The organism is Legionella jamestowniensis (genome assembly GCF_001467745.1).
GTDB lineage: Bacteria > Pseudomonadota > Gammaproteobacteria > Legionellales > Legionellaceae > Tatlockia > Tatlockia jamestowniensis.
This window is the reverse complement of the sequence record NZ_LNYG01000013.1, coordinates 1,149,398-1,172,309: the sequence shown is the minus strand read 5'-3', so window position 1 is coordinate 1,172,309 and position 22,912 is coordinate 1,149,398. Positions and strand designations below refer to the sequence as shown.

Here is a 22,912-nt window from a genome sequence, read left to right as displayed (position 1 = left end):
GCTTCCAATCCAGGAAGTGGCTAACCTGGAGGATTACATTACTTTATCAATGGAAGCGACCTTTATCCAGTCGTTTACGCATTTTTCTTAATTTAAAAGCGCGAACTAGACCCGTGGACGTATTTTCATTTTCTTCATTTTGCGGTGTATGCCCATTAAGTTGGGCTGGGTGTGATCTGCAGTGTTTTCGGTAGGGTTGATGATTTTTATTATGTTTGTGATGAAGACCATCGCCGTAGCGATTCAGCATTTTTTCCCGCGTGCTGGTTGCGGTGCGTTGTTGCTTTTCAGACATAATGACCGTCCTTAAATGCCAGGTTAAGACAAGGGGATAAAAAAAACCCCTATGATCAAAATATACACAATGGCTGATTAATATTCCAGGAATCAAACAAGAAAGTTAAGAATAGTAATGAAGTCAGGGTAAAGCGAATAATTTCTTTGATTATTGTCTTGTATATTCGCAGCCTTATCACAACTATGATAAAATTCACAGTATTAATTTTTAAAAATGGGTTTCCAAGGATAGGAATTTTTTTATCTCCTGTTTTTAGCGAATTTAATCATTAAGTTAGGTAAAAAAATGAAATATGTCGTAGCTGCTTTTTACAAATTTACTCCTTTCCCCGACTATGAATTAACAAAAGAGCCCCTCTTGGCTTTGATGAAAGAAAAGGAAATCAAAGGAACTATTATTCTGGCAGCGGAAGGTATTAATGGAACCATTTGCGGTGAATCGGCTAATTTGTCATTTTTTACAGAATTTCTACGACAATACAACGGATTAAGCGATTTAACCTTTAAAATTAGCTATAGCGATTATAATCCCTTTGATAAGTCTAAAGTAAAATTGCGTAAGGAAATTGTAACCTTAGGGGTTCCTAATATAGACCCCAAGGCCATTCATGGCACACACGTAGACCCGCAGGAATGGAATAAATTGATTTCTGATCCAAATGTTTTAGTGATTGACACTAGAAATGACTATGAAGTCAAGTTAGGTACATTCAAGGGAGCTATTAATCCCGAAACAGAAAATTTTCGTGACTTTCCCGATTACGTGGAAAAAAACCTAAGCCAGCATAAAGATAAAAAAATTGCCATGTTTTGTACGGGCGGTATTCGTTGTGAAAAATCAACCGCATACCTGAAAAAAATTGGCTTTGACCAGGTTTTCCAACTCAATGGCGGGATTTTAAATTATTTGGAAAAAATGCCTGAAGAAGATTCTTTATGGGAAGGCACTTGTTTTGTATTTGATAATCGTGTCGCGGTAGATACGAAACTGGAAGGATTGGAAGTTGGCACGATTGATGTGGAATGGAAAAATAAAAATAGAAAAAGTAATCAATCCCAGTCTCAAGATTAATTAATAGGCGCTACTTACCGCGTTTACACGCGGTATCCATGGAAGTTTAATGTCAGGTAAATTCATTTCCAGACTTTCTCGTCAAAGAATTTTGGCCTTGGGGTTTTCTGCTAAAGAAGTAGATTTTAAAATCACTTCTTTAGATTCCGCACAGGCATCACGACCTAACACTCCTCCTGTACTGTCGCCAAAACTATATAAGTTCCCCTCTTTATCCAGACAAAGCGCATGGTTTCTTCCGACGGAAATCTCGGTAATAATCTTGTCCGCAAAACTATTGAGAGGTAAGGGGGCTCTTATGAATTTAATGTTTTCAGAAGATAATTGATCGCATACATTGGAGCCAAAACCATAGAGTTGGCCAGTGGCTGTCACACAAAGCGAGTGATTTTTTCCTGCAGCGATTTTATCTATTACTAAATTTTGCAATTTCTTGATAAGAATTGGCTTGTATGATTTCACCTCCCTGAATGCGCCAGTACTTATCCCTAATTTTGCACCATAATTGCTACCACAACTGTAAACCTGACCTTCTTCTGTTAAAAATAACGTATGGTCTGAGCTGCTAGCTATCCCTTTAACTTTTATAGTTGACAGAATATCAATACGAATACGCCGTGGGATGAAATGCTTGGTGATATCACTATTTAAACCTAATTGCCCCTCCATATTAGCACCAAAGGCATAAACTTCCTTCTCTGCAGTAAGACAAAATGATTGACAGTCCCCAGTAAAAACGTTGGTAATTATCTTGTCTTCTAGCGTGGGAATAAGTGTAAACGCGTCACAACTTTTAATCAGATCACCTAACCCCAATTGTCCTAATGTGTTGTCCCCCCAGCTGTATACCTTTCCTTTATTGCTAAGTGCCAGCGCATGATTAGCACCCAAAGCAATCTGTACAATTTTTTCGTCCTTCATTAACGCCGAAGTAAAATTTAAGGGTTGGAGCGGTGTTTGAGGGTCTGTCATATAAATACCGACTGTTGTCAAAAAAAATGTACGACAATTGCGGTTTGCGATCATTCTTATTTGTCGCATTGAAAAAGCATTTTGTGGGGGGAATCTTAAAGGTTGTGGTTTTGAAATTAATGCATTGTCTACATTACAAGGAAAAGGATTGCTGCCCCAAACATACCAACCCTTCATAGGGGAAAAGTAAAAACTGGTGTGCGTTCCAGCTACAATTTGTGCCGGCAATTGTTGTCGGTAAAGCGTGAAGCGGCGGTCAGAATGATAGGTTGTAGCATAGTTGCTAATTAACTTAATGCTATCCTGCAATTTAAAACTCTTTAAAATTAGAACTTCAAAAAAATTGATAGCATTGGAGTAGTCCAGATAATTACTGGCTAAATAAAATATTAGATCAATAGGTAGTTTGTGAAAAATAAAGTCATCGGTATCAACGAGACTGGAAGTCATATGAATCCTTATCCTTGCTAATTCCTATTAAATCATTGACGAAATGTTTAATAGGTTAAAAAAATCACAAGGATATCATAAAACGTCTTAAATTTTTAAAGAAAGCGTAATTTTTACACAAATAGCAGCCTGCTCAAGCCGTCTTTTGATTAGGGTTTAGGTTTAAAATTTGCTCGGGAACCCTGTCCTGCTTGCGAAGAGTCGGTTTTTGTTGGTAAAAAGAATGTGCTTTTAAAATTAGTCGCTATCTTAGACCCCGTCTTTCGTTGCAAATCATCAAGCGTCTCCCCCACTTTGTCAATACTCATTTTCTCGGTTTCGAGTTTAGTGATGGCAGCATTCAGGAGCTTTTTATGATCCAGAGTGACACCCATCTGATTGCGATACTGTTTTAAATGTTTGATAAGATCCTGCACTAAAGCATCACGGTTGATAGGTTTTTCCTGCAACTTATGATTGGCAATGGAGAGATAACTATAGCTATTGAGTTGCACTTCCGATTTTTGCGCGTCCCACTGTGGAATAGCTTCAACGATAGTGCCAACAGATTTGGAACCATGCAAGATGTCTTCTCTAACCAGAATATTATGCTCCTCAAATTCTCGACGGATATAGAGAGAATCCTTTAAGCTAACTTCCAGGTTCTCCTGTGGTGAAATTAGAAGAACCTCATCATAATTTGCTAGGCTTTTTCTAAGAGTTTCTTGGTCGGCAGGTGACATTTTTTTATAGTCATCAATATTAATTACAGCAGTTTTAGTGAGACTGTTTTTGACAACAAAGGCTTTTTTCTTGTCGGAAAAGAATTTTTTTACAGCCTCCATATCAGGCCTGGCTGAAGGAGGCTCATCCACCGTCATTTTTTTTAACATATCCAGTACTTCTTTACGTAGAGTAGGATCTTTGATGGCTTTATTATTAATAAACTCAGGACTATTTTCATCAACAAGTACAAGATAGGGTTGATTCGTATCGTTACGTAAATATTGGACGGTCGTTAATCCCAAATTGTCTGCCATAAGGATACCTGCAGTATAGACATCAAACGCTTTGGTGTATTCAAAATCAGCTGGTTTAACATAATCACTTTCATAGTGGTACTTGGCAGCATACAAGTCTTTTCTCATTTCTAAAGGTGCATATAAAGGAGACCCTCCTAAACCTATTGTGTCAGGCGATTCCTTAGTTTCCTTTGAGCGTGGACGAAAACCCTGCTTTCCTTCTGGAAGAGCGGTTGCCGTCCCGTAATCAATAATCGTTGCTTTTTTATTGGCAGCATCGTAGAGGATATTTTCAGGCTTTAAATCAAAGTGAATGATATCCTTATTATGAAGGCAAAGAATGGCATCACTAATCGCTTCTAATTTTTCAATCGTGGCTAAGTCTGAGCGGGATTCTTTAGGAGGCTTTGATAACGGTACGCCCGGCGCCAGCTTCATGACCATTACATTGGCCCCGCTACCGTACTTTTTAACATTTTTAAGCGATTGAAACGTCGCTTTTCCGCCGGCTTCATCAAGTTGTTTAAGTGTTTTGTATTCCTTTTTCTGAAGGTGTGGGGTGCGGTCTTTTGCCATGTATTTTACCGCCCAAAAAGTACCCTCTTCATCTTGAGCAATTTTAACTTTGCCGAAAGCGCCTGAACCTAAGTCTTTGTCGTGTTGTTCGCCTAGATACACCGTTAAGACTTTTAATTCCTTTTTATATTCGGCGATCAATGTATCGTAGAATGTCTCAATCCCTTGGGATTGAAGATAGGCTTTACGTAATTTAGGGTTAGTTATTGCCAATAATTTTTCGAGTTGGTTAATGGTTTGGCGCTCCGCTTGAATTTGTGGCTCCAGTGCAGCAAAATGTTTGCTTAATTTCTCCCTGGCTAATTCACCCCACTCTTCGACCGTATATTGTTGTAGTAAATCAGCTCTTTCTGAATTTTCTGTATTGGGGTGAACTATAGAAATTAGCTGGTGCTTGGATTTAAGCAACTCCGTATTAAGTCGGTTAATCTCTTCTTCTTTTTTCTGGAGGAATTCCGGTGGCTTTTCCTCAATTTCGCGTAAATCATTTTGATTTGCTTTTAATTTTTTCCTCGTTTTCTCCAGCTCTTTTTGTACAGATTTCTCTGTTTCGTCGTAATCTTCGTTGAAATTTTTTGTGGCCAATTTTCTTTCGAGACTAATAATGTATTGCTCTTGTCTTGGTATAGCTTCTAGCAGTTCGTTTTTTCTTTCTTCATCATTGTCTTCTAAGAGACTATTGAGGTCTTCTTCCAGATTTTCGATTGAACGAAGAGTTCTATCAATTTCATTGAGGCGAACATCTTTTAAGTTAAGCTCATCTTGTAAATTTGAAACCAGGAATTTTTTTTCATCCAAAAGATCTTTTACACGTTTATATTCTGACTGACCGCGGAGGCTTTTTCCTTTCTCTGCTATCTCTCGGACTTTTGTGGTTCTCTCCAGGGGATTTAAAAAACCATTCTCATCCAAGTGTGATAATCCTATTTTATGGGGGATATAAGGTTTTTTTGCAGATTTAATTTTAAATTCTGAGGGCTTTGGCATTTTTTATATCTCGAGAACAAACTTCTTTTAAGTATAGTTAACTTTAAAACGTGTAGTGTTGGGATAAGCGAGGGTATTAACGAAGGCGTGCTCTAGTTGATTATCATGCGATATTGATGATTGCAAGCCCTAGGTGTGGGGGGCGTCCAAAAATTAAAAAACTTCAATAATGCCCCCGTCGCCAAGACACAAGCAAGTCCAAAATCGCAACTTAACTTAAGCTCTGCGGCTTAAATTAATAAAGGAGAAACACATGGAAAATAACGAGCGAGTTTTCGCCTATACCTCTGCAAAAGTGATCGGACAGGAGGATTTAGACAAGGTATCTGGGGGAGGTGGTTCAAGTTACTTAACAACTCAAGCCACAGTTGCGCCAACGGGGTCCTGGCCCGGAAATTTTGATGGGAGGGCGGATGTCACTTTTGATTGGTAAATGACTAAAAAAGCAAGTCCTGGGCTGTAAATCATTTTGCAGCCTAAATGCACAAGGAGAGAATAATGGAAATTCAAAACGAGCGAGTTTTCGCTTATACCTTCGCGAAAACAATAGAGCATGGAGATTTAGATAAAGTATCTGGTGGCTCATCACAAGGCACAGTCCAACGAACTTTTTTGATAACAGGCGGTAGTGGTCCTATTACGGATGTTAAATATGACGTTAATCAAGATCATTAATTAACAACTTAAGGAAGGCTCTTTATTGGAAGAGCCTTAAGGGAAAAATCTATTACCTCAATGAGAAAAAATGAAGATATTAATTCCTACAGAGCCTGATGACTGTCACGCCATGTTAGTAAAAATTGCCTTGGAAAAAATGGGACATCAGGTGCGACTTTTTTTTACAGCCGATCAACCTACGAAACAGAGAAATTCGGTGTATATCACTGCTGAAAATTATCAATGGAAAAATGCCGATAACTACCATCTAATTATGGATAATGATTATGACGTGGTATGGTGGCGACGTGCTAGAAAACCGTATTTGCCTAAAAAGCTAATCCATCCCCAGGATTATAAATTTGCAGTGCGGGAAAATGTCTTATTCTTTGAGTCGCTTACTTATAATATGGCACCTAATGCCTGGTGGATTAATTCGAAAGAAGCTGCCGCGCGAGCCAATTCCAAGTTATTGCAGTTAAAGCTTGCAGCAGCCTGTGGAATGAATATTCCCGTTACTTTATGTTCAAACAATCCAAAGGATATACGGCAATTTCTCTTGAAACATGATACTGATGGTGTCATTTATAAACCACTTTGCTCCAATTTTTGGTTTGAAGAGGAGCAAATCAAAATTTCTTATACGACCAAAGTTAAATTTTTGGAGCTACCCAGTAGTAACTTGTTACAGCTGGTTCCCAGCATCTTTCAAAAAGAAGTCAAGAAAAAATACGAATTAAGAATTACTTGTTTTGGAGACTATCTCGTTGCTGCCAAACTGAATTCTCAAATTCATCCGGATGGACAAATAGATTGGCGAGCTATTCCTGAAGGTGCTCTTGGTGTTGAACCTTACAAGTTGCCTGCGGAGCTTGAGGAAAAAATACGTTTATTCATGCAAAAGCTCGGTATTGTCTTTGGAGCATGTGATTTTATTGTTACGCCAGAGGATGACTACATTTTTCTTGAAGTGAATGAGCAAGGGCAATTTTTGTGGATAGAAGAATACAACCCAGAATTTAGGATGCTGGATATTTTTATCAATTTTATTGTTAATAGATCGCCACAATTCATATGGAATTCTAAAAATTCCCAGCATACTATTGAGCGTTATCGAACCCAGATGGCAGGCTTGATTACGCAAAGCAGGAATCGCCATGTTGATTTAAATTGTGCCCAGGTGTGCAACGAATAAGGATAAAATCATGATAAAAATGTTACTAGTTACAGCAAGCCTAACATTACCGTTTTATTTAAATGCCGGCAATGTGATTGATTTGTATGGAGATGAATCCTATAAAGCTCAACAAATCGTGAAAAAATACGCTAAAAGTATTGACGATTTTGCTGATCTTACTGAAAAAGTATTTAAAAATAGCGATAAGATGTCTATTGAAAGAATGACTGAACTAAAGAGTAACCTGATTGAAGATATTAAAAAAGAAGGTGACTATTTGTACGTGGATTTAAATACAATTCATTACCCGCTGAATGAAAATAAATATACGACTATCGAGGTTATCCGAAAAGGCCAACCCGAAAGACTTCGCTTTGCCAGTCCGGCTATACCTTCGGGACCTTTTAAACCTAAAAATGATTTAATCAATGAAATGATTGCTTTTGGCACAAAGTCGACCGTTATCGCTCTAAATACCCCGCCGAGTGGCGCCCCCTGTCCTGTTTATCATTGCATTACCGATTTTCAGCATCCCGAATTAAAGCCCTATTTAGCTAAATTTAATGAAGGCGCTATAAAGCAACGGGAGTTAATTATTAATACGTTAAATCATGATCCTGATCCGCAACGTCGTGCGGCAGCTGCTTTTTTAATCGGCCATTTTTCAAACCCGCAAGAGATTGTAACCTTGTTAACACCGCATGTGCACGATAAAGACAGTGATGTTCGTAATGATGTGATACGAGTTATTGGTGCCACTATAGCTATGGCAAAAATTACAGACGTTAATCCAAAGCCATTTTTGGAGTTATTGGATTCCCCGAGTGTAACGGATAGAAATAAAGCATTGCATGTATTACTAACGACCTTAGACTCTGCGGATTCAAAACGACTTATTAAACAACAAGGAGGAAAAGATCTGTTAGCCATTTTAAAATTAAAACAACCTAATAATCATAGAATTGCTTATCAAATTTTGAAAAAGATAAGCGGTAAAAATTATGGGGAAACTGATTTTTCGGCTTGGAAAAATTGGTTGGAGACCACAGTTAGTTAATCCATTAATTGTTCGACTCAGGACGAAAACAATAGTTACAGTGGGTAATCAAATGGAATTGATTGCCAGCAAAACTTAGAAATTACTATGGAAAAAATAAAGAGCGAGTCCTGGCTAAACGGTTGCTATTACCTTCCACCACGGGTAAGTATAGAGTTCCTCTGATGAAAGAAGAATTATTTTTTCGACCTGAAGTACTTCAGCATAAAAAAGAACGAATTTACGGGGCAATTTTTATTAATACGCCACCAGGATATAAATTTTTGACAATAGGTTTTTCCCTATTCATTTTTTTAATTGGTGCCTTTCTAATTTTTGCTGAATTTTCGGAAAAATTTATTGTTTCCGGATATGTCAATTCAACCAAAGCACTGGTGCGTGTTTATCCTAAAATGAATGGAATTATTGCTGAAAGTTATATTCATCAGGGCGAAAAAATAAACAAAGATGGCACTTTATTCCTCGTAGATACTTCTTTTAGAAGCAATGAACAAGATATAGCTGCGCAATTAGAGAAAAGACACAAACTCATCGAAAAGGAAATTGCGCATAAAAGCAGAAACCTTGCTGCCATGCGATTGTTGTTACAGAAAAAATACCTATCGAAGGCTGAGTACAATCAAAAGCAGGAAGAGCTATATGAGCTTGAAAATAAAGAAAGCCTTCTTGAAATGGATAGGATTAATTACAAGCAGAGCCGTTCTTTCATCGTGCACGCTCCCATTGAGGGCATTATTTCCAGTGTGCTTTACAAAGAGGGGCAATATGTTAACAGCACGAAGTTTTTATTAACCATTATTCCGGCTGATGCTGAGCTGATAGTGGAATTATTCATTCCGGCCAGAAAAGCAGGTTTTCTTGATAAAAATAGCAAAATTTTGATTCGTTATGATGCTTACCCCTATCAGCGTTTCGGTACTTACGCAGCAACTATTAAAGAAATTAGCCAAAATATCATGACCGATGAGGAAGAGGAAAAACCCATTCGTATAGGGGAGCCTTATTATAAAGTGATTGCTAGTCTGGAAAGACAGCATGTCATGGTGTATGGCAGGGAGAAAAAAATTCAGCATGGAATGACTCTATCAGCTGTGGTTGTAGGTTCAAAAAGAAAGTTATGGCAATGGATTTTTGATCCTTTATATAGTTATTACGGGAAATTATTTACATGAGTTATACAGCAAGTCTTCAATTTAAAAAAAGCAGTCGATTGCCAGTTATCCTTCAGGATGAAGTGGCTGAATGTGGGCACGCTTGTGTGGCAATGATTAGTAATTTTTGGGGGCATGAACTCGACTTACGTGCTATCAGACGCATAAGCAGGCCTTCACAGCGCGGTGTAACCTTGCTAACCCTGAAAGAAATGTTTGAAAATTTAGGCTTTATAACCAGGCCTTTGCGGGTATCTTTAGAGGAGCTGCGCCAGATTAAGACACCAGCGATCATTCATTGGAATATGAATCACTTTGTTGTCTTGAAAAAAGTAAGTCGACATTCTATCACCATCCATGATCCGGCAATTGGACTTAAACACTGCAGTATGGATGAAGTGTTTAAATCGTTTACAGGCATTGTGCTTGAAGTTGAAAAAACAGACCATTTTCAGAAAATAAGAGATTGTGCAAAGTTAAGTTTGTACGATTTGGTGCAAAATGTGAGTGGTATTAATAAATCCATGATTTTATTAATTTTACTTTCTTTTTCGATTGAAATTCTACATTTATTAAATCCACTGTTTATACAATATGTGACTGATGATGTCATTGGTTCCAGTGAGATTGATAATTTGTATATTATTGCGTCGGCGTTCATTATTTTAATTTTGATTCAGATTTTTACTGAATATATTCGCGGGCATTTAATAATTTATTTAACAAACAATTTGACGGAAAAGTTTTCTGCCAATGTTGTTAATCACCTTTTAAAATTACCCCTCGATTTTTTTGAAAAAAGGCATAAAGGCGATATTCAGTCAAAATTTCATTCTATTGATCAAATTCAAAAGAAAATCAGTACAGACTTCGTTAATGCAGTACTCGATGGGTTTATGTTGATTATTAATTTGCTCGTGATGCTGCTTTATAGCTATGTACTCACATCATTGATTCTATTCTCATTATCAATCTGCATGACTATTCGCTATCTATTTTATTACTCTTTACGAAAGGAAACAGAAACCTCCATTGTGCAACATGCAAAATCAGCTTCTGTATTTCTGGAGACGCTGCAGGCAATTATTCCAATTAAATCATTTGCAAAAGAACGGGTAAGATTTCATACATGGCGCAATAGCTATGTCAACTCCTTGAATGCAGACATAAAAATAGCCAAAATTAATGTGATTTACCACTGTGTGAACCAATTATTATTTCACTTAGAACCTATTCTAATTATTTGTGTAGGTTGTTCACTAGTGTTGAGCAATAAGTTTTCTGCAGGGATGCTAATAGCCTTTCTTTCCTATCGTCAATCATTCGTGAATAAAACCACGTCGCTGATGCAAAATTTAATTGATTATAAATTGATTGCAATCCAATTAAACCGTTTAAGCGATATTTTGTTTCAGGAATATGAGGAGGTACCCTCAGGCTCTGGTCATACAGAACAAATGAAAGGCGCTTTATGTTTAAAAAATGTTAATTTTAAATACGATGCCAATGGGAAAACCATTTTGAATGATATCAATCTCGATATAAAAGCAGGGGAAAAGATAGCAATAATCGGGCCTTCCGGTTGCGGTAAATCAACCTTACTGAAAGTTATGATGGGACTCTTGCATAAAGCCAGTGGTGAGGTATATATCGATGGGATTTCACTCGATGATTTCGGTTTAAAAAATTATCGTGAATTAACGGCTTCAGTAATGCAAGATGATTCATTGCTCACAGGCTCCATTCTCGATAATATTTCTTTTTTCAGTGAAGACGTTCTTCTAGATGAAGTGTATGCCGCTGCAAAATTAGCTTGTATCCATGAGGAAATTATAAAATTACCCATGGGTTATGAAACGTTGGTCGGTGATATGGGGTCTACCCTATCAGGAGGCCAAAAACAACGCATTCTACTCGCCAGAGCTTTGTATAAGAAACCAAAAATTTTATTCATGGATGAAGCAACCAGTCATTTGGATGTCGCCAATGAAAGAAATATTAACCATACCTTGGCAACGCTTGCAATTACACAAGTTGTCATTGCTCACCGAATTGAAACAATTCAGATGGCGGATAGAGTTATAGATCTTAATCAGATCAATAAGACTATCTAAGCAATGACTATAAAAGGCACTACACTTATCAAAGCCCTCAAGAATGGCTTAGAGATTGGCTAGCTATAGGTTCTAATCGATTAAATAATGCTATAATTTTATTGCCTTTCTCTACGGTGCTTTTTGCCTGCTCTACGGTAGATTGCTGCTGGGAATGCTCCATTATAAAATCTATCCCTTGGTTCACCATGCCCGTGCAAAGCCAAATTTTATTAGAAAAAAAGAAGCTTAGTGAAGAGTCCGAGTTTTCCGAATAAATTCGAATTTCTACCTGCTCTGGATGTACCGTGGCGGGTTGAAAAATAACGCTTATAGAAACAGGGTCCTCTTTTAAACTATCGTCAGTTGAGATAAATTCATGCGCTTCTTGGGCAGTTAAATTTTTATCTTTCAACATTGAAAAAACATGAGCGGGTAAATTTCGCAATAATGATTTTTCCAAAGTTGATAAATGTTGTGTAAATAATCTCATGGCTACTCCAAGGTTAACGAAACATCTTCATTATATAAATTTTGTGCAATTTGAACAAAATATAGTTTGGAATAGGACTATTCCAGTGTGGAATAGGGATAAAAAGCGAAGGTCTATAAAAAACAGCTTCCTCAGGCAAGAAGAAAAAAAGGACAATTTTAGGTACTGCCGTTGCTTATCCAAGTTGATTACTTTATAATCCGCGCGTTGAAAGATGGGTGAATTTTTGTGAAAGATAAGCGTGGCCTCGATGGTGTTAGGCGTTTGCTGGTAGCACAACTAATGATTTGCGTATTGATAGCCTTGGTTTTGCTGCTGACCTGGGGAAGGAAAGAAGCACTTTCAGCGCTTCTTGGGGGATTGGTAGCTATCATTCCTACAGCGCTTTTTGCAAGAAAACTTTTTCGCTACCAAGGTGCCCGGGCTGCAAGACAAATTGTCAAAGGTTTCTATGTGGGTGAGGCTTTGAAAATTGTTACGACAATTGGCTTGTTTACTTTCGTGTTTATGTCATTCAAAATAGCCCCTCTTGCATTTTTTTTAACCTACATTGTGGTGTTAATGAGCCATTGGTTCGCACCCTTGTTTTTTGTTAACAAACTAAAATAGGCCGAAAAGTGACTGAAATGATATCAAGCACAGACTATATCAAACATCACCTAACCTACTTAACCTTTGACCTCAAAACCATGAGTTTGGGCACAGGTGGGTTTTGGACATTAAATCTGGATACTCTCTTTTTCTCTGTAGTTACGGGTATTATTGTTTTGGCGCTTTTGTATTTCGGTGCTCGCAGGGTCACAACTGGAATTCCGGGGAAATTACAGAATTTTGCTGAGATTATGTTGGAATTTGCCGATAATCAGGTAAAAGATTGTTTCCATGGTAAGAACAAACTAATAGGGCCGCTCGCCTTAACTATTTTTGTTTGGGTTTTTATCATGAATTTCATGGATATTGTTCCCGTTGATGTTTTGCCCCTGGCGGCACAGTCATTAGGGGTCCACTATCTTAAAGTGGTGCCAACAAACGATTTGAATTTGACATTTGCATTATCTTTGTCTGTTTTCATTTTAATTCTTTTTTACAGCATTAAGATTAAAGGCATTAAAGGATTTACTAAAGAACTAGCATTACAACCTTTTAACCATTGGGCATTCATTCCTTTTAATTTGTTACTCGAGTTGGTGGGCTTGATTGCAAAACCAATATCGCTGGCACTTCGTTTGTTTGGAAATCTCTATGCTGGCGAATTAATTTTTATTCTGATAGCCTTGCTAACCTTAAATGCAACAGTATCCTCCGTAGCAGCCACTGCAACTTTGGGTGCTGCGCAATTTTTATTGGCGCTGGCATGGTCTATATTCCATATTCTGGTGATCACGCTGCAAGCATTTATTTTTATGGTTCTGACTATTGTATACCTCAGTCTGGCTCATGAAGATCATTAATTTTAACTTTAATTTAAACATTGTCCATTAAGGGGATTTATATGCAAGCTGCAAATTTAATAGCACAAGTTCAAGGTATGACTGTTATCGCAGTCGCATTATTGATTGGCTTGGGTGCGTTAGGTACTGCAATCGGTTTCGGTTTGTTAGGTGGAAAGTTTCTTGAAGGTTCTGCTCGTCAACCAGAAATGGTTCCTATGCTTCAAGTAAAAATGTTTATCGTTGCTGGTCTTCTTGATGCGGTAACCATGATCGGTGTGGGTATTGCATTATTCTTTACCTTTGCTAACCCTTTCCTAAGTAACTTGGGTTCTTGATAACACCTAATGGGGCGGGCAACGCCCCCGAATGTTACAGGAGAAATGACCTTGGATATTAATTTAACGCTAATTGTTCAAATGCTTGTTTTTGCAGCATTTGTCTGGTTTACCATGAAGTTTGTTTGGCCACCGTTGGCGAAAGCAATGGAAGAACGCCAAGATAAAATTGCAGATGGTTTGGCCTCTGCAGAGCGTGGGCGTAAAGAACTGGAATTGGCTCAGCATCGTGTTAAAGATGAATTGAAGCAAGCCAAAGCGCAAGCTTCTGATATTATTGAAAAAGCGACTCGACGTGCCGCTCAACTGGTTGAAGAAGCAAAAGAAGAAGCCAAGCTGGAAGCACAAAAACAAGCGAAAATTGCTCATGAGCAATTGCAGCAAGAGTTTAATCGTGCTCGTGACAGCTTGCGTAAAGAAGTTGCTCAACTAGCAGTTGCCGGTGCACAAAAAATTCTTATGCGAGAAATCGATGAGAAGGCAAACAGTGAACTACTGGATAGTCTAATTAAAGAGATTTGATATGGCAGATACAACAACCATTGCCAGACCCTATGCAAAAGCCATATTTGAATATGCTCTGGCTGTTAACAAGCTTAGTCAATGGTCTGAAATTTTACAGGTCTTGGCTGTGTCTGTAATGAACGATGCTGTAACCCAATTCATTACAAATCCTGAGACAACAGAAGAGCAACACCAGGAATTATTAATGACGCCTTTTGCCAACTCAGGCATTAATGAATTAAAGGCCATTGAAAACCTGGTTTCTTTATTGGCGAAAAATAAGCGGCTCTTGCTTCTTCCAGATATGAAAGTGCTGTATGAAGCGCTGCGTGCCGAGCAGGAAAAAACACTTGTTGTTAATGTTCGCAGTTTTTCTAAGTTATCTGATGCACAAAAAGAGCAACTTAAACAATCATTACGACAGCGATTAAAGCGTGAGATAACGCTTGAGGTAAGTATTGATGAATCATTGCTTGGTGGTGCGGTTATTCAGGCTGGTGATTTGGTAATTGATGGTTCGGTGCAAGAACAGTTAAAGCGACTGGGTGCCCGGTTAGCCGCATAATAGAGAGGATAGATTTCATGTCAGAACAAGTAGCATTAAGCCCATCTGAAATCAGTGAATTAATTAAAAGTAAAATTGAGCAATTTAACGTTGTTTCTGAAGCAAAAAACGAAGGAACAATTGTTAGTTTAAAAGACGGTATCGTTCGCCTTCATGGCTTGGCAGACGCCATGCAAGGAGAGATGATTGAATTCCCTGGTGGGGTTTACGGTTTGGCACTTAACTTGGAACGCGATTCCGTGGGTGCGGTAATTCTTGGGGATTACTCTGCATTGTCTGAGGGCGATAAGGGTAAATGTACCGGACGTATTCTTGAAGTTCCTGTCGGTAGAAGTCTTTTGGGTCGTGTTGTCGATGCATTAGGGAATCCGATTGATGGAAAGGGTCCAATCAATGCTGAAAAAATGTCACCTATCGAAAAAGTGGCCCCAGGGGTTATTTCACGTCAATCAGTAGACCAGCCAGTTCAAACTGGATTAAAGGCGATTGATGCAATGACTCCAGTTGGACGTGGCCAGCGGGAGCTCATTATTGGTGACCGTCAAACAGGTAAATCAGCCATTGCTATTGACGCTATTATTAACCAAAAAGGAACTGGCGTTAAATGTATCTATGTGGCTATTGGCCAGAAAGCGTCTTCTGTCGCTGCAATTGTACGCAAACTCGAAGAGCACGGTGCAATGGAGCATACCATTGTTGTAGTAGCCGGCGCTTCTGATTCGGCTGCGTTGCAATTTATTGCCCCCTATTCAGGTTGCGCAATGGGTGAATACTTCATGGAACGTGGTGAAGATGCCCTTATCGTTTATGATGATTTGACTAAACAAGCTTGGGCTTATCGTCAAATTTCATTGTTACTGCGTCGCCCACCGGGACGTGAAGCTTACCCTGGAGACATTTTCTATTTACATTCTCGCTTATTGGAGCGTGCAGCAAGAATTAATGCGCAAGAAGTCGAGAAATTAACAAATGGTGAAGTCACTGGCAAAACTGGTTCACTTACTGCCTTGCCAATTATTGAAACACAGGCCGGTGACGTTTCGGCGTTCGTACCAACCAACGTAATCTCCATTACCGACGGTCAGATTTTCCTTGATGTTGATTTGTTCAACTCAGGTGTTCGTCCTGCGATTAACTCTGGTTTATCCGTTTCACGTGTAGGTGGAGCTGCGCAAACTAAGATTATGAAAAAATTAGGTGGTGGTACACGTCTTGCGTTGGCACAGTACCGTGAACTCGAAGCCTTCTCTCAGTTTGCCTCGGATCTTGATGATGCAACGCGCAAACAATTGGAGCGTGGCCAACGTATTACCGAATTAATGAAACAAAAACAATATTCTCCGCTATCAGTAGCTGAAATGGCTGTTTCACTTTTTGTCGTGGAAAAAGGCTTCCTGGATGACATTCCCGTTTCAGAAGTGACTGCATTTGAAGCTGCCTTGCATGGCTATATGCGGGCGTCTCATGCAGCCTTGTTGAAGAAAATTAACGAAACGGGTGCTTACGACAATGATATCGAGGCTCAGTTAAAGAGCGCGGTAGAAGAGTTTAAACGCACTGGTAGTTGGTAATAAAGCTGCCGCCATTATGGCGGCACACGATTTATATAGGTTACTGATTCAGTAGCTTGTTTAATTAAGGCGAAGCAAGATATGGCTGGAGCGAAAGAGATCCGTTCAAAAATTGCGAGTATTAAGAACACGCAAAAAATAACTCGGGCGATGGAAATGGTTGCCGCAAGCAAAATGCGTAAAACGCAGGATAGAATGCGGGCATCCAAACCTTATGCAACTAAAATTTATAATGTTGTTAAACACATTGCTCGAGCTACCTCTGAATACCATCATCCTTTCATGACCCAACGAGATGTTAAAAGGGTGGGTATGATTGTTGTCACTTCCGACCGCGGATTGTGCGGTGGTTTGAATGCCAATTTATTGCGAGAAACAATTCGCATAATGCGTCAATGGCAGCATGAAGGTAAAGAAGTTGATCTTTGCGTTATTGGGCGCAAAGGACAGGCTTTCTTTAGACGTGTTGGAGGCCATGTAACCGCTTCTGTTGATCAGCTTGGTGACAAACCAGGTGTTAAGGATTTGATTGGCGTTGTGAAGGTAATGATCGATTCATTTTACAATGGTACCATCGATGCCTTGCACATTGTGTACAATGAATTTGTGAACACGATGACCCAAAGGCCAACAGTAAAACAATTATTACCACTTCCAGTATCTGATGAGGATAGCAAGGAGCTTGGCCACTATTGGGATTATATTTATGAACCTGATGCCAAAGAATTGTTGGATGGATTACTGGAGCGATACATCGAACTGCAAACTTATCAGGGCGTTGTGGAGAACATTGCATGTGAGCAAGCTGCAAAAATGATTGCAATGAAAAGTGCTACTGATAATGCAGGTGAATTAATTAAAGAATTTCAATTGGCTTATAACAAAGCCCGACAAGCTGCTATTACACAAGAGCTGGCAGAAATTGTCGGTGGTGCAGACGCTTTATAAGAGGGTATATCATGAGTAGTTTAGGAACAGTAGTTGAAGTAATTGGTGCGGTTGTAGACGTTGAGTTTCCCCGCGATAATGTTCCCAAAGTTAACGATGCGCTTCAGCTTGTTGAAGGGGATTTGGTATTTGAAGTGCAACAACAGCTGGGTGATGGCGTTGTCCGCACCATTGCAATGGGTACAACCGACGGTTTAAAACGTGGCGTCAAAGCGGAAAACACTGGCAAGCCTATCCAGGTTCCTGTCGGTAAAAAGACCTTGGGCCGTATTATGGATGTTTTGGGACGCCCTGTTGATGATGCTGGTCCTATCGAGGCAGATGAGGTCTGGGCTATTCACCGACAAGCGCCAAGTTATGAGGAGCAAGCAGGTAGCCAGGAATTACTGGAAACTGGTATTAAAGTAATTGACTTGCTTTGTCCATTTGCGAAGGGTGGTAAGGTTGGTCTCTTCGGCGGTGCCGGTGTAGGTAAAACCGTTAATATGATGGAATTGATTCGTAACATTGCTATTGAGCATAGTGGTTACTCTGTATTTGCGGGAGTGGGTGAGCGTACTCGTGAGGGTAACGATTTCTATCATGAGATGAAAGACTCTAACGTTCTTGATAAAGTATCTCTCGTATACGGGCAAATGAACGAGCCACCTGGAAACCGTCTTCGCGTAGCATTGACTGGTCTGACCATGGCAGAGAAATTCCGTGATGAAGGCCGTGATGTATTGTTGTTTATTGATAATATTTATCGTTATACACTGGCTGGGGTTGAAGTGTCCGCACTGCTAGGCCGTATGCCTTCTGCGGTAGGTTACCAACCAACACTGGCTGAGGAAATGGGTATGCTGCAAGAGCGTATTACCTCGACCAAAACGGGCTCTATTACCTCTATCCAGGCAGTTTATGTTCCTGCGGATGACTTAACCGATCCATCACCAGCAACTACGTTTGCTCACTTGGATGCTACAGTAGTACTTTCCCGTCAAATTGCTGAGTTAGGTATTTATCCCGCAGTAGATCCTTTGGATTCGACTTCACGTCAATTAGACCCACTGATTGTTGGTCAGGAACACTATGATACAGCTCGCCGGGTACAGCAAACATTGCAACGCTACAAAGAATTAAAAGATATTATTGCGATTCTTGGCATGGATGAGTTGTCTGAAGAAGATAAGCGTGTAGTATCTCGTGCTCGTAAGATTCAACGCTTCCTGTCTCAGCCATTCTTCGTTGCTGAGGTATTCACCGGTGCGCCAGGTAAGTATGTTTCATTGAAAGATACCATCAAAGGATTCCAGGGAATTCTTGCTGGTGAGTACGATGATTTGCCTGAGCAAGCGTTTTACATGGTTGGTAGCATCGAGGAAGCTGTTGCTAAAGCTAAAACCCTATGAGGCAAACAGACATGGCAATAACAACGCACTTAGATATCGTCAGTGCTGAACAGGAAATTTTCTCCGGTGTCGTCGAAATGGTCGTCGCCACTGGAGAGCTTGGGGAAGTTGGTATTGTGCCTGGACATGCCCCTCTGTTGACGCTTTTAAAACCTGGTGAAATTCGCATCACTTTACCAGGTGGCGCTCAGGAGGTTTATTATGTCTCAGGCGGAATGCTGGAAGTGCAACCCTACTATGTCACTGTTTTGGCAGATGCAGTTGAACGCGCTGAAGAAATTGATGAAGCTGCAGCTTTAGCCGCAAAAGCACGTGCTGAAGAAGCAATTGCTAATAAATCCGCAGAGATGGATTACTCAAAGGCTGCTGCTGAGTTGGCAAGAGCTGTTGCTCAAATTCGTGCAATTCAAAAAATTCGTAAAAATATTAAATAATCCAGAAAAAACTGTCTCGGCTTTTCAGTCGGGCAGTTTAGACATCACCTGTTTATAAAAATAGAATTTCTTTTATATGAATCTTCGCCTGAGCGGAGATGACACCTCTTTTGCATGGAGGATCTCGAAATAAGTCCAACAGTAAGTAAGCTTAAATAAAGCCATAGAAATTTATTTTTGCACAGCGTGTGAATAACTTTATGATTTCATTCGCAAATAAAGTTTAATTTATATTAACTATTTGATTTTAAATGAAATTTATATTTGTAAATATAAACATGAATATTTAGTGTTTGTGGATAACTCTGTGAATTTGGTGAGAAAATGCCGTGAATAATTAGAGCCATTCGCATCTTTACTGGCTTTATGCTAGATTATTCACATTGGATCAGGGTAAATGCATTTTAATAGCAAGATATACAACCACCATGTCTACGCCTCCACACAAGTAGGCAAAAGATGAAGCAAATCTGTGCTTAAAAATTAGATGCACTATTCTGCACCTTGAGCCTTAAAACAAAGAAATTTGTTGGCTAACTTTTCGCAAATAATTGTAATTTGCTTTATTAACCCGATTTGCATTAATTTGCAAATTAGCATGAATCATAAGACTTATGAACGATCTTATCGAACGCAAACCATTAACCGAGTTTACTGAAAAAGCTTATCTTGATTACTCGATGTATGTCATTCTTGACAGGGCATTGCCGCACATAGCGGATGGTTTAAAGCCAGTGCAACGTCGTATTGTTTACGCAATGTCTGAATTAGGGCTAAAAGCAACAGCCAAGCATAAAAAATCAGCTAGAACAGTAGGGGATGTATTGGGTAAATTTCATCCTCATGGCGATTCAGCCTGCTATGAAGCTATGGTGCTTATGGCACAACCCTTTTCCTACCGTTATCCCTTTGTAGATGGTCAAGGAAACTGGGGTTCTCCCGATGATCCGAAGTCATTTGCCGCAATGCGTTATACTGAAGCTCGCCTCTCTCCATACGCTGAATTACTGTTATCAGAATTACAACAAGGGACCGTAGATTGGGTTGATAATTTTGATGGTACTTTACAAGAACCTGCTCTATTACCGGCACGCTTACCCAATGTATTACTCAATGGGGCAACGGGAATTGCAGTAGGAATGGCCTCTGATATTTTACCGCATAACTTAACGGAAATTGCTGATGCCTGTATTCATTTGCTAGATAATCCTAATGCCAACTTGGATGAACTTTGTGCTTATGTCAAAGGCCCAGATTTTCCAACGGAAGCAGAAATTATCACTCCCAGCCACGCCATTCGCAATATATATGAAACAGGAAACGGTTCAATTAAAATGCGAGCCGTTTATCGCCAGGAAAAGCACAACATTGTCATCACAGCCCTTCCTTACCAAGTTTCTGGTGCAAAAGTTATTGAACAAGTTGCATTACAAATGCAACAAAAAAAATTACCTATGATAGAAGATTTGCGTGATGAATCGGATCATGAGCATCCAACACGCTTGGTCATTGTTCCTAAATCAAATCGAGTTGATATTGATGGGGTCATGTCACATTTGTTTGCCACGACTGATTTAGAACGCAGTTATCGGGTTAACTTCAATATGATAGGTTTGGATGGTAAACCACGAGTGAAGGGATTAGTTACCATTTTACAAGAGTGGTTAAGTTATCGTCTGTTAACCGTTAAAAAACGTTTACAGTATCGTCTGGAAAAAATCCTGGATCGCATTCATGTTTTGGAAGGGTTAATTATTGCTTTCCTTAATATAGATGAAGTGATTGCTATTATTCGGGAACATGAAAATCCTAAAGAAGGATTAATTGCGCGTTTTAGACTCAGCGAAAGGCAAGCCGAAGCAATTCTTGAAATGAAGTTGCGTCATTTAGCCAAGCTTGAAGAAATCCGTTTGCGGGCAGAACTTGATGAGTTAAGCAAAGAACGTGATTCCTTACAAGCCATTTTAGCCAGTGAAAAACGATTAAAGACACTAGTAAAAAATGAAATTGCTGCTGATAAAAAACAATTTGGTGATACAAGACGCTCCCCTTTGGTAGAACGTCAGGATTCACAAGCGCTAAAAGAAGAAGATGTTTTGCCCAATGAACCCATTACAGTAGTAATATCCCAAAAGGGCTGGGTTAGAGCAGCAAAAGGTTATGATATTAATGGACGTGAATTAAGCTATAAAGCGGGCGATGACTTTAAAGCCCAAACCAATGCCAGAAGTAACCAGCAAGTACTATTTTTTGATAGTGAAGGTAAAGTATATACATTACCAGGCTACACCTTACCTTCTGCCCGTGGACAAGGTGAACCACTTACAGGAAAATTAAACCCTTCTGACGGCATGTTGTTTGAAGCGCTAATTGGAGGCGATGCAGACGATTGGGTATTATTGGGAAGCGATGCTGGTTATGGTTTTATCACTCAATTAAAAGACTTATATGTTAAAAACCGCAATGGCAAGGCTTGCATAAAATTACCAGAAAATAGTCGTGTTTTACCCCCGCGTTTAATTGCCAATAAAGACGAGCAATACATTGCTTGTGTAACCAATGTGGGGCGCTTGCTTCTTTTCAAGGCTAATGAACTTCCAAAGCTTAGTCGCGGTAAAGGGAATAAGTTAATTAGTATTCCTTCCTCCAAAGCGCTACAACGTGAGGAGTTTATTGTTGATTTACAGTTATTGTTTTTGGCCGATGCACTAACTGTCCATGCTGGCAAGCGACATTTCACACTGAAAGCGGCTGATCTTGAACACTATCAGGGTGAGCGTGGCCGTCGTGGAAATCGATTGCCGCGTGGCTTACAAAATGTCACTGCACTGCAAATTACTGCAGCATCCACTGACAAATAATATGAAGTTATCTGCACGAGCATTGCGCTTTATTTTAAACTGTTATCCCCCATTTTTGGGGGCTGGCATTAAAGTAGAAACAATCAATAGCGATTTTTCTTTTGCACGAGTATCTATGCGGTTTCGCTGGTATAATAAAAATTACATGCGAACGCAGTTTGGCGGTAGCCTATATTCCATGACAGATCCATTTTTTGCCCTGATGCTTATACAACGTCTAGGCCCTGAATTTGTAGTTTGGGATAAGCATGGTGAAATTAATTATATAAAACCCGGTGAAAGTAGGGTTTATGCCGATTTTGTTCTTAAGGACGAGCAGGTGGAACACATAAAAACAACCACAGTAGAAAAAGGCAAATTCCTTCCTGTTTTTCATACTGAAATTTATGATGAAAAAAAACAGACTATCGCTACCGTAAAAAAAATGCTTTATGTCAAACGAAAAGAAAAAAAATGAGGTAAACCGAAAGGTTTCCCGTGAAACAATGAACCTGAGTTCTCATGCAAGTTCAGATACAGTCTTTAAAGCAAGCAAAGTTTTCGCTAAAGGTTATTCGTTTTAAAGACAGCAAGTAGCCCGGTTGCTTGCAACTGAATCTTATACACATCTCTGAAAACGCATTCCAAACTCTACTTTTCGACGTCCCGCGAATCCAGAGGCTCTGCGTTAAAACACTGGCCCCCGCGGTCAAGCCGCGGGGCTTCGGCAGAGATGTGATCAAGAGACAGTTGCAAGCAACCGGGATAATCGCTGGCATGCAAAATATCAATCTACTTAGTCATTCATTTCAATGAATCCCAGAGGTCTGGGAAGTTAAAGAAGTTTCCCGGCTGCAAGCAGCTACGTCGATAATTTATTTGTTCTAGAACGGGGGTGAGATTTTTTC

22 protein-coding genes are annotated in these 22,912 nt (G+C 39.5%); 18 read left to right on the top strand and 4 right to left on the bottom strand.

Annotation, left to right across the window (positions count from 1 at the left end; genetic code table 11):
• Positions 1–46: 46 nt before the first annotated feature.
• Positions 47–295: a hypothetical protein gene (locus Ljam_RS09450; RefSeq protein ID WP_058449788.1), complete on the bottom strand. Its 249-nt coding sequence runs from the start codon at positions 293–295 to the stop codon at positions 47–49.
• Positions 296–583: 288 nt separating this feature from the next.
• Here Ljam_RS09450 and trhO point away from each other — a divergent pair, with 288 nt between their 5' ends.
• Complete coding sequence (gene trhO, locus Ljam_RS09445) at positions 584–1,369, top strand: oxygen-dependent tRNA uridine(34) hydroxylase TrhO (RefSeq protein WP_058449787.1); 786 nt, start codon at positions 584–586, stop codon at positions 1,367–1,369.
• An 81-nt stretch (positions 1,370–1,450) separates the two neighbouring features.
• Here the strand turns inward: trhO and Ljam_RS09440 are convergent, their stop codons facing one another.
• Together Ljam_RS09440 and Ljam_RS09435 are read right to left on the bottom strand one after the other, a co-directional pair.
• Positions 1,451–2,791: an RCC1 domain-containing protein gene (locus Ljam_RS09440; protein ID WP_058449786.1), complete on the bottom strand. Its 1,341-nt coding sequence runs from the start codon at positions 2,789–2,791 to the stop codon at positions 1,451–1,453.
• A gap of 149 nt (positions 2,792–2,940) precedes the next feature.
• Positions 2,941–5,355: a protein kinase domain-containing protein gene (locus Ljam_RS09435; RefSeq protein WP_058449785.1), complete on the bottom strand. Its 2,415-nt coding sequence runs from the start codon at positions 5,353–5,355 to the stop codon at positions 2,941–2,943.
• 253 nt (positions 5,356–5,608) lie between these two features.
• Between Ljam_RS09435 and Ljam_RS09430 the strand changes: the two genes are divergently transcribed.
• From Ljam_RS09430 to Ljam_RS09410, 6 genes are all read left to right on the top strand, one after another.
• The gene (locus Ljam_RS09430; protein ID WP_058449784.1) at positions 5,609–5,788 is read left to right on the top strand and encodes a hypothetical protein; all 180 of its coding nucleotides are present in this window, start codon (positions 5,609–5,611) and stop codon (positions 5,786–5,788) included.
• Positions 5,789–5,853: 65 nt separating this feature from the next.
• Positions 5,854–6,030 (top strand): hypothetical protein, encoded by a 177-nt coding sequence (locus tag Ljam_RS15215; RefSeq protein ID WP_156411923.1) that lies wholly within the window; start codon positions 5,854–5,856, stop codon positions 6,028–6,030.
• Between the two features lie 70 nt (positions 6,031–6,100).
• Entirely contained in the window at positions 6,101–7,207 is a 1,107-nt protein-coding gene (locus Ljam_RS09425) for an MvdC/MvdD family ATP grasp protein (RefSeq protein WP_058449783.1), read from the top strand.
• Between the two features lie 10 nt (positions 7,208–7,217).
• Positions 7,218–8,246, top strand: a complete 1,029-nt coding sequence (locus tag Ljam_RS09420) for a HEAT repeat domain-containing protein (RefSeq protein WP_058449782.1) — start codon at positions 7,218–7,220, stop codon at positions 8,244–8,246.
• Between the two features lie 62 nt (positions 8,247–8,308).
• Positions 8,309–9,418, top strand: a complete 1,110-nt coding sequence (locus Ljam_RS09415) for an HlyD family secretion protein (protein ID WP_131762229.1) — start codon at positions 8,309–8,311, stop codon at positions 9,416–9,418.
• Positions 9,415–11,511, top strand: a complete 2,097-nt coding sequence (locus Ljam_RS09410) for a peptidase domain-containing ABC transporter (RefSeq protein WP_058449780.1) — start codon at positions 9,415–9,417, stop codon at positions 11,509–11,511. Before Ljam_RS09415 ends, Ljam_RS09410 begins: the two co-directional genes overlap by 4 nt.
• Positions 11,512–11,548: 37 nt before the next feature.
• Here Ljam_RS09410 and Ljam_RS09405 read toward each other — a convergent pair whose 3' ends face one another.
• Positions 11,549–11,983, bottom strand: coding sequence for a hypothetical protein (locus Ljam_RS09405; RefSeq protein ID WP_058449779.1), 435 nt, complete (start codon positions 11,981–11,983; stop codon positions 11,549–11,551).
• A gap of 228 nt (positions 11,984–12,211) precedes the next feature.
• Here Ljam_RS09405 and Ljam_RS09400 point away from each other — a divergent pair, with 228 nt between their 5' ends.
• The 11 genes from Ljam_RS09400 to Ljam_RS09350 all read left to right on the top strand — a co-directional run bounded on the left by Ljam_RS09400 (position 12,212) and on the right by Ljam_RS09350 (position 22,482).
• Positions 12,212–12,592: a F0F1 ATP synthase subunit I gene (locus Ljam_RS09400; RefSeq protein ID WP_238583713.1), complete on the top strand. Its 381-nt coding sequence runs from the start codon at positions 12,212–12,214 to the stop codon at positions 12,590–12,592.
• 17 nt (positions 12,593–12,609) lie between these two features.
• A complete protein-coding gene (gene atpB, locus Ljam_RS09395; RefSeq protein WP_074881643.1) occupies positions 12,610–13,434 on the top strand; it encodes a F0F1 ATP synthase subunit A in 825 nt (274 codons plus the stop codon).
• 41 nt (positions 13,435–13,475) lie between these two features.
• Positions 13,476–13,751 (top strand): F0F1 ATP synthase subunit C, encoded by a 276-nt coding sequence (gene atpE, locus Ljam_RS09390; protein ID WP_028385819.1) that lies wholly within the window; start codon positions 13,476–13,478, stop codon positions 13,749–13,751.
• Between the two features lie 51 nt (positions 13,752–13,802).
• Positions 13,803–14,273 (top strand): F0F1 ATP synthase subunit B, encoded by a 471-nt coding sequence (locus tag Ljam_RS09385; protein ID WP_058450780.1) that lies wholly within the window; start codon positions 13,803–13,805, stop codon positions 14,271–14,273.
• A gap of 1 nt (position 14,274) precedes the next feature.
• A complete protein-coding gene (locus Ljam_RS09380; protein ID WP_058449778.1) occupies positions 14,275–14,820 on the top strand; it encodes a F0F1 ATP synthase subunit delta in 546 nt (181 codons plus the stop codon).
• 17 nt (positions 14,821–14,837) lie between these two features.
• Positions 14,838–16,391: a F0F1 ATP synthase subunit alpha gene (atpA, locus tag Ljam_RS09375; protein WP_058449777.1), complete on the top strand. Its 1,554-nt coding sequence runs from the start codon at positions 14,838–14,840 to the stop codon at positions 16,389–16,391.
• Between the two features lie 81 nt (positions 16,392–16,472).
• Positions 16,473–17,339: a F0F1 ATP synthase subunit gamma gene (gene atpG / locus Ljam_RS09370; protein WP_058449776.1), complete on the top strand. Its 867-nt coding sequence runs from the start codon at positions 16,473–16,475 to the stop codon at positions 17,337–17,339.
• 11 nt (positions 17,340–17,350) lie between these two features.
• Complete coding sequence (gene atpD / locus Ljam_RS09365) at positions 17,351–18,730, top strand: F0F1 ATP synthase subunit beta (protein ID WP_058449775.1); 1,380 nt, start codon at positions 17,351–17,353, stop codon at positions 18,728–18,730.
• A gap of 11 nt (positions 18,731–18,741) precedes the next feature.
• Positions 18,742–19,164, top strand: coding sequence for a F0F1 ATP synthase subunit epsilon (locus Ljam_RS09360; protein WP_058450779.1), 423 nt, complete (start codon positions 18,742–18,744; stop codon positions 19,162–19,164).
• Between the two features lie 614 nt (positions 19,165–19,778).
• On the top strand, positions 19,779–22,025 hold the full coding sequence (gene parC / locus Ljam_RS09355; protein ID WP_058449774.1) for a DNA topoisomerase IV subunit A: 2,247 nt from the start codon (positions 19,779–19,781) through the stop codon (positions 22,023–22,025).
• Position 22,026: 1 nt separating this feature from the next.
• Entirely contained in the window at positions 22,027–22,482 is a 456-nt protein-coding gene (locus tag Ljam_RS09350) for a DUF4442 domain-containing protein (RefSeq protein ID WP_058449773.1), read from the top strand.
• The last annotated feature ends 430 nt before the right edge of the window (positions 22,483–22,912 follow it).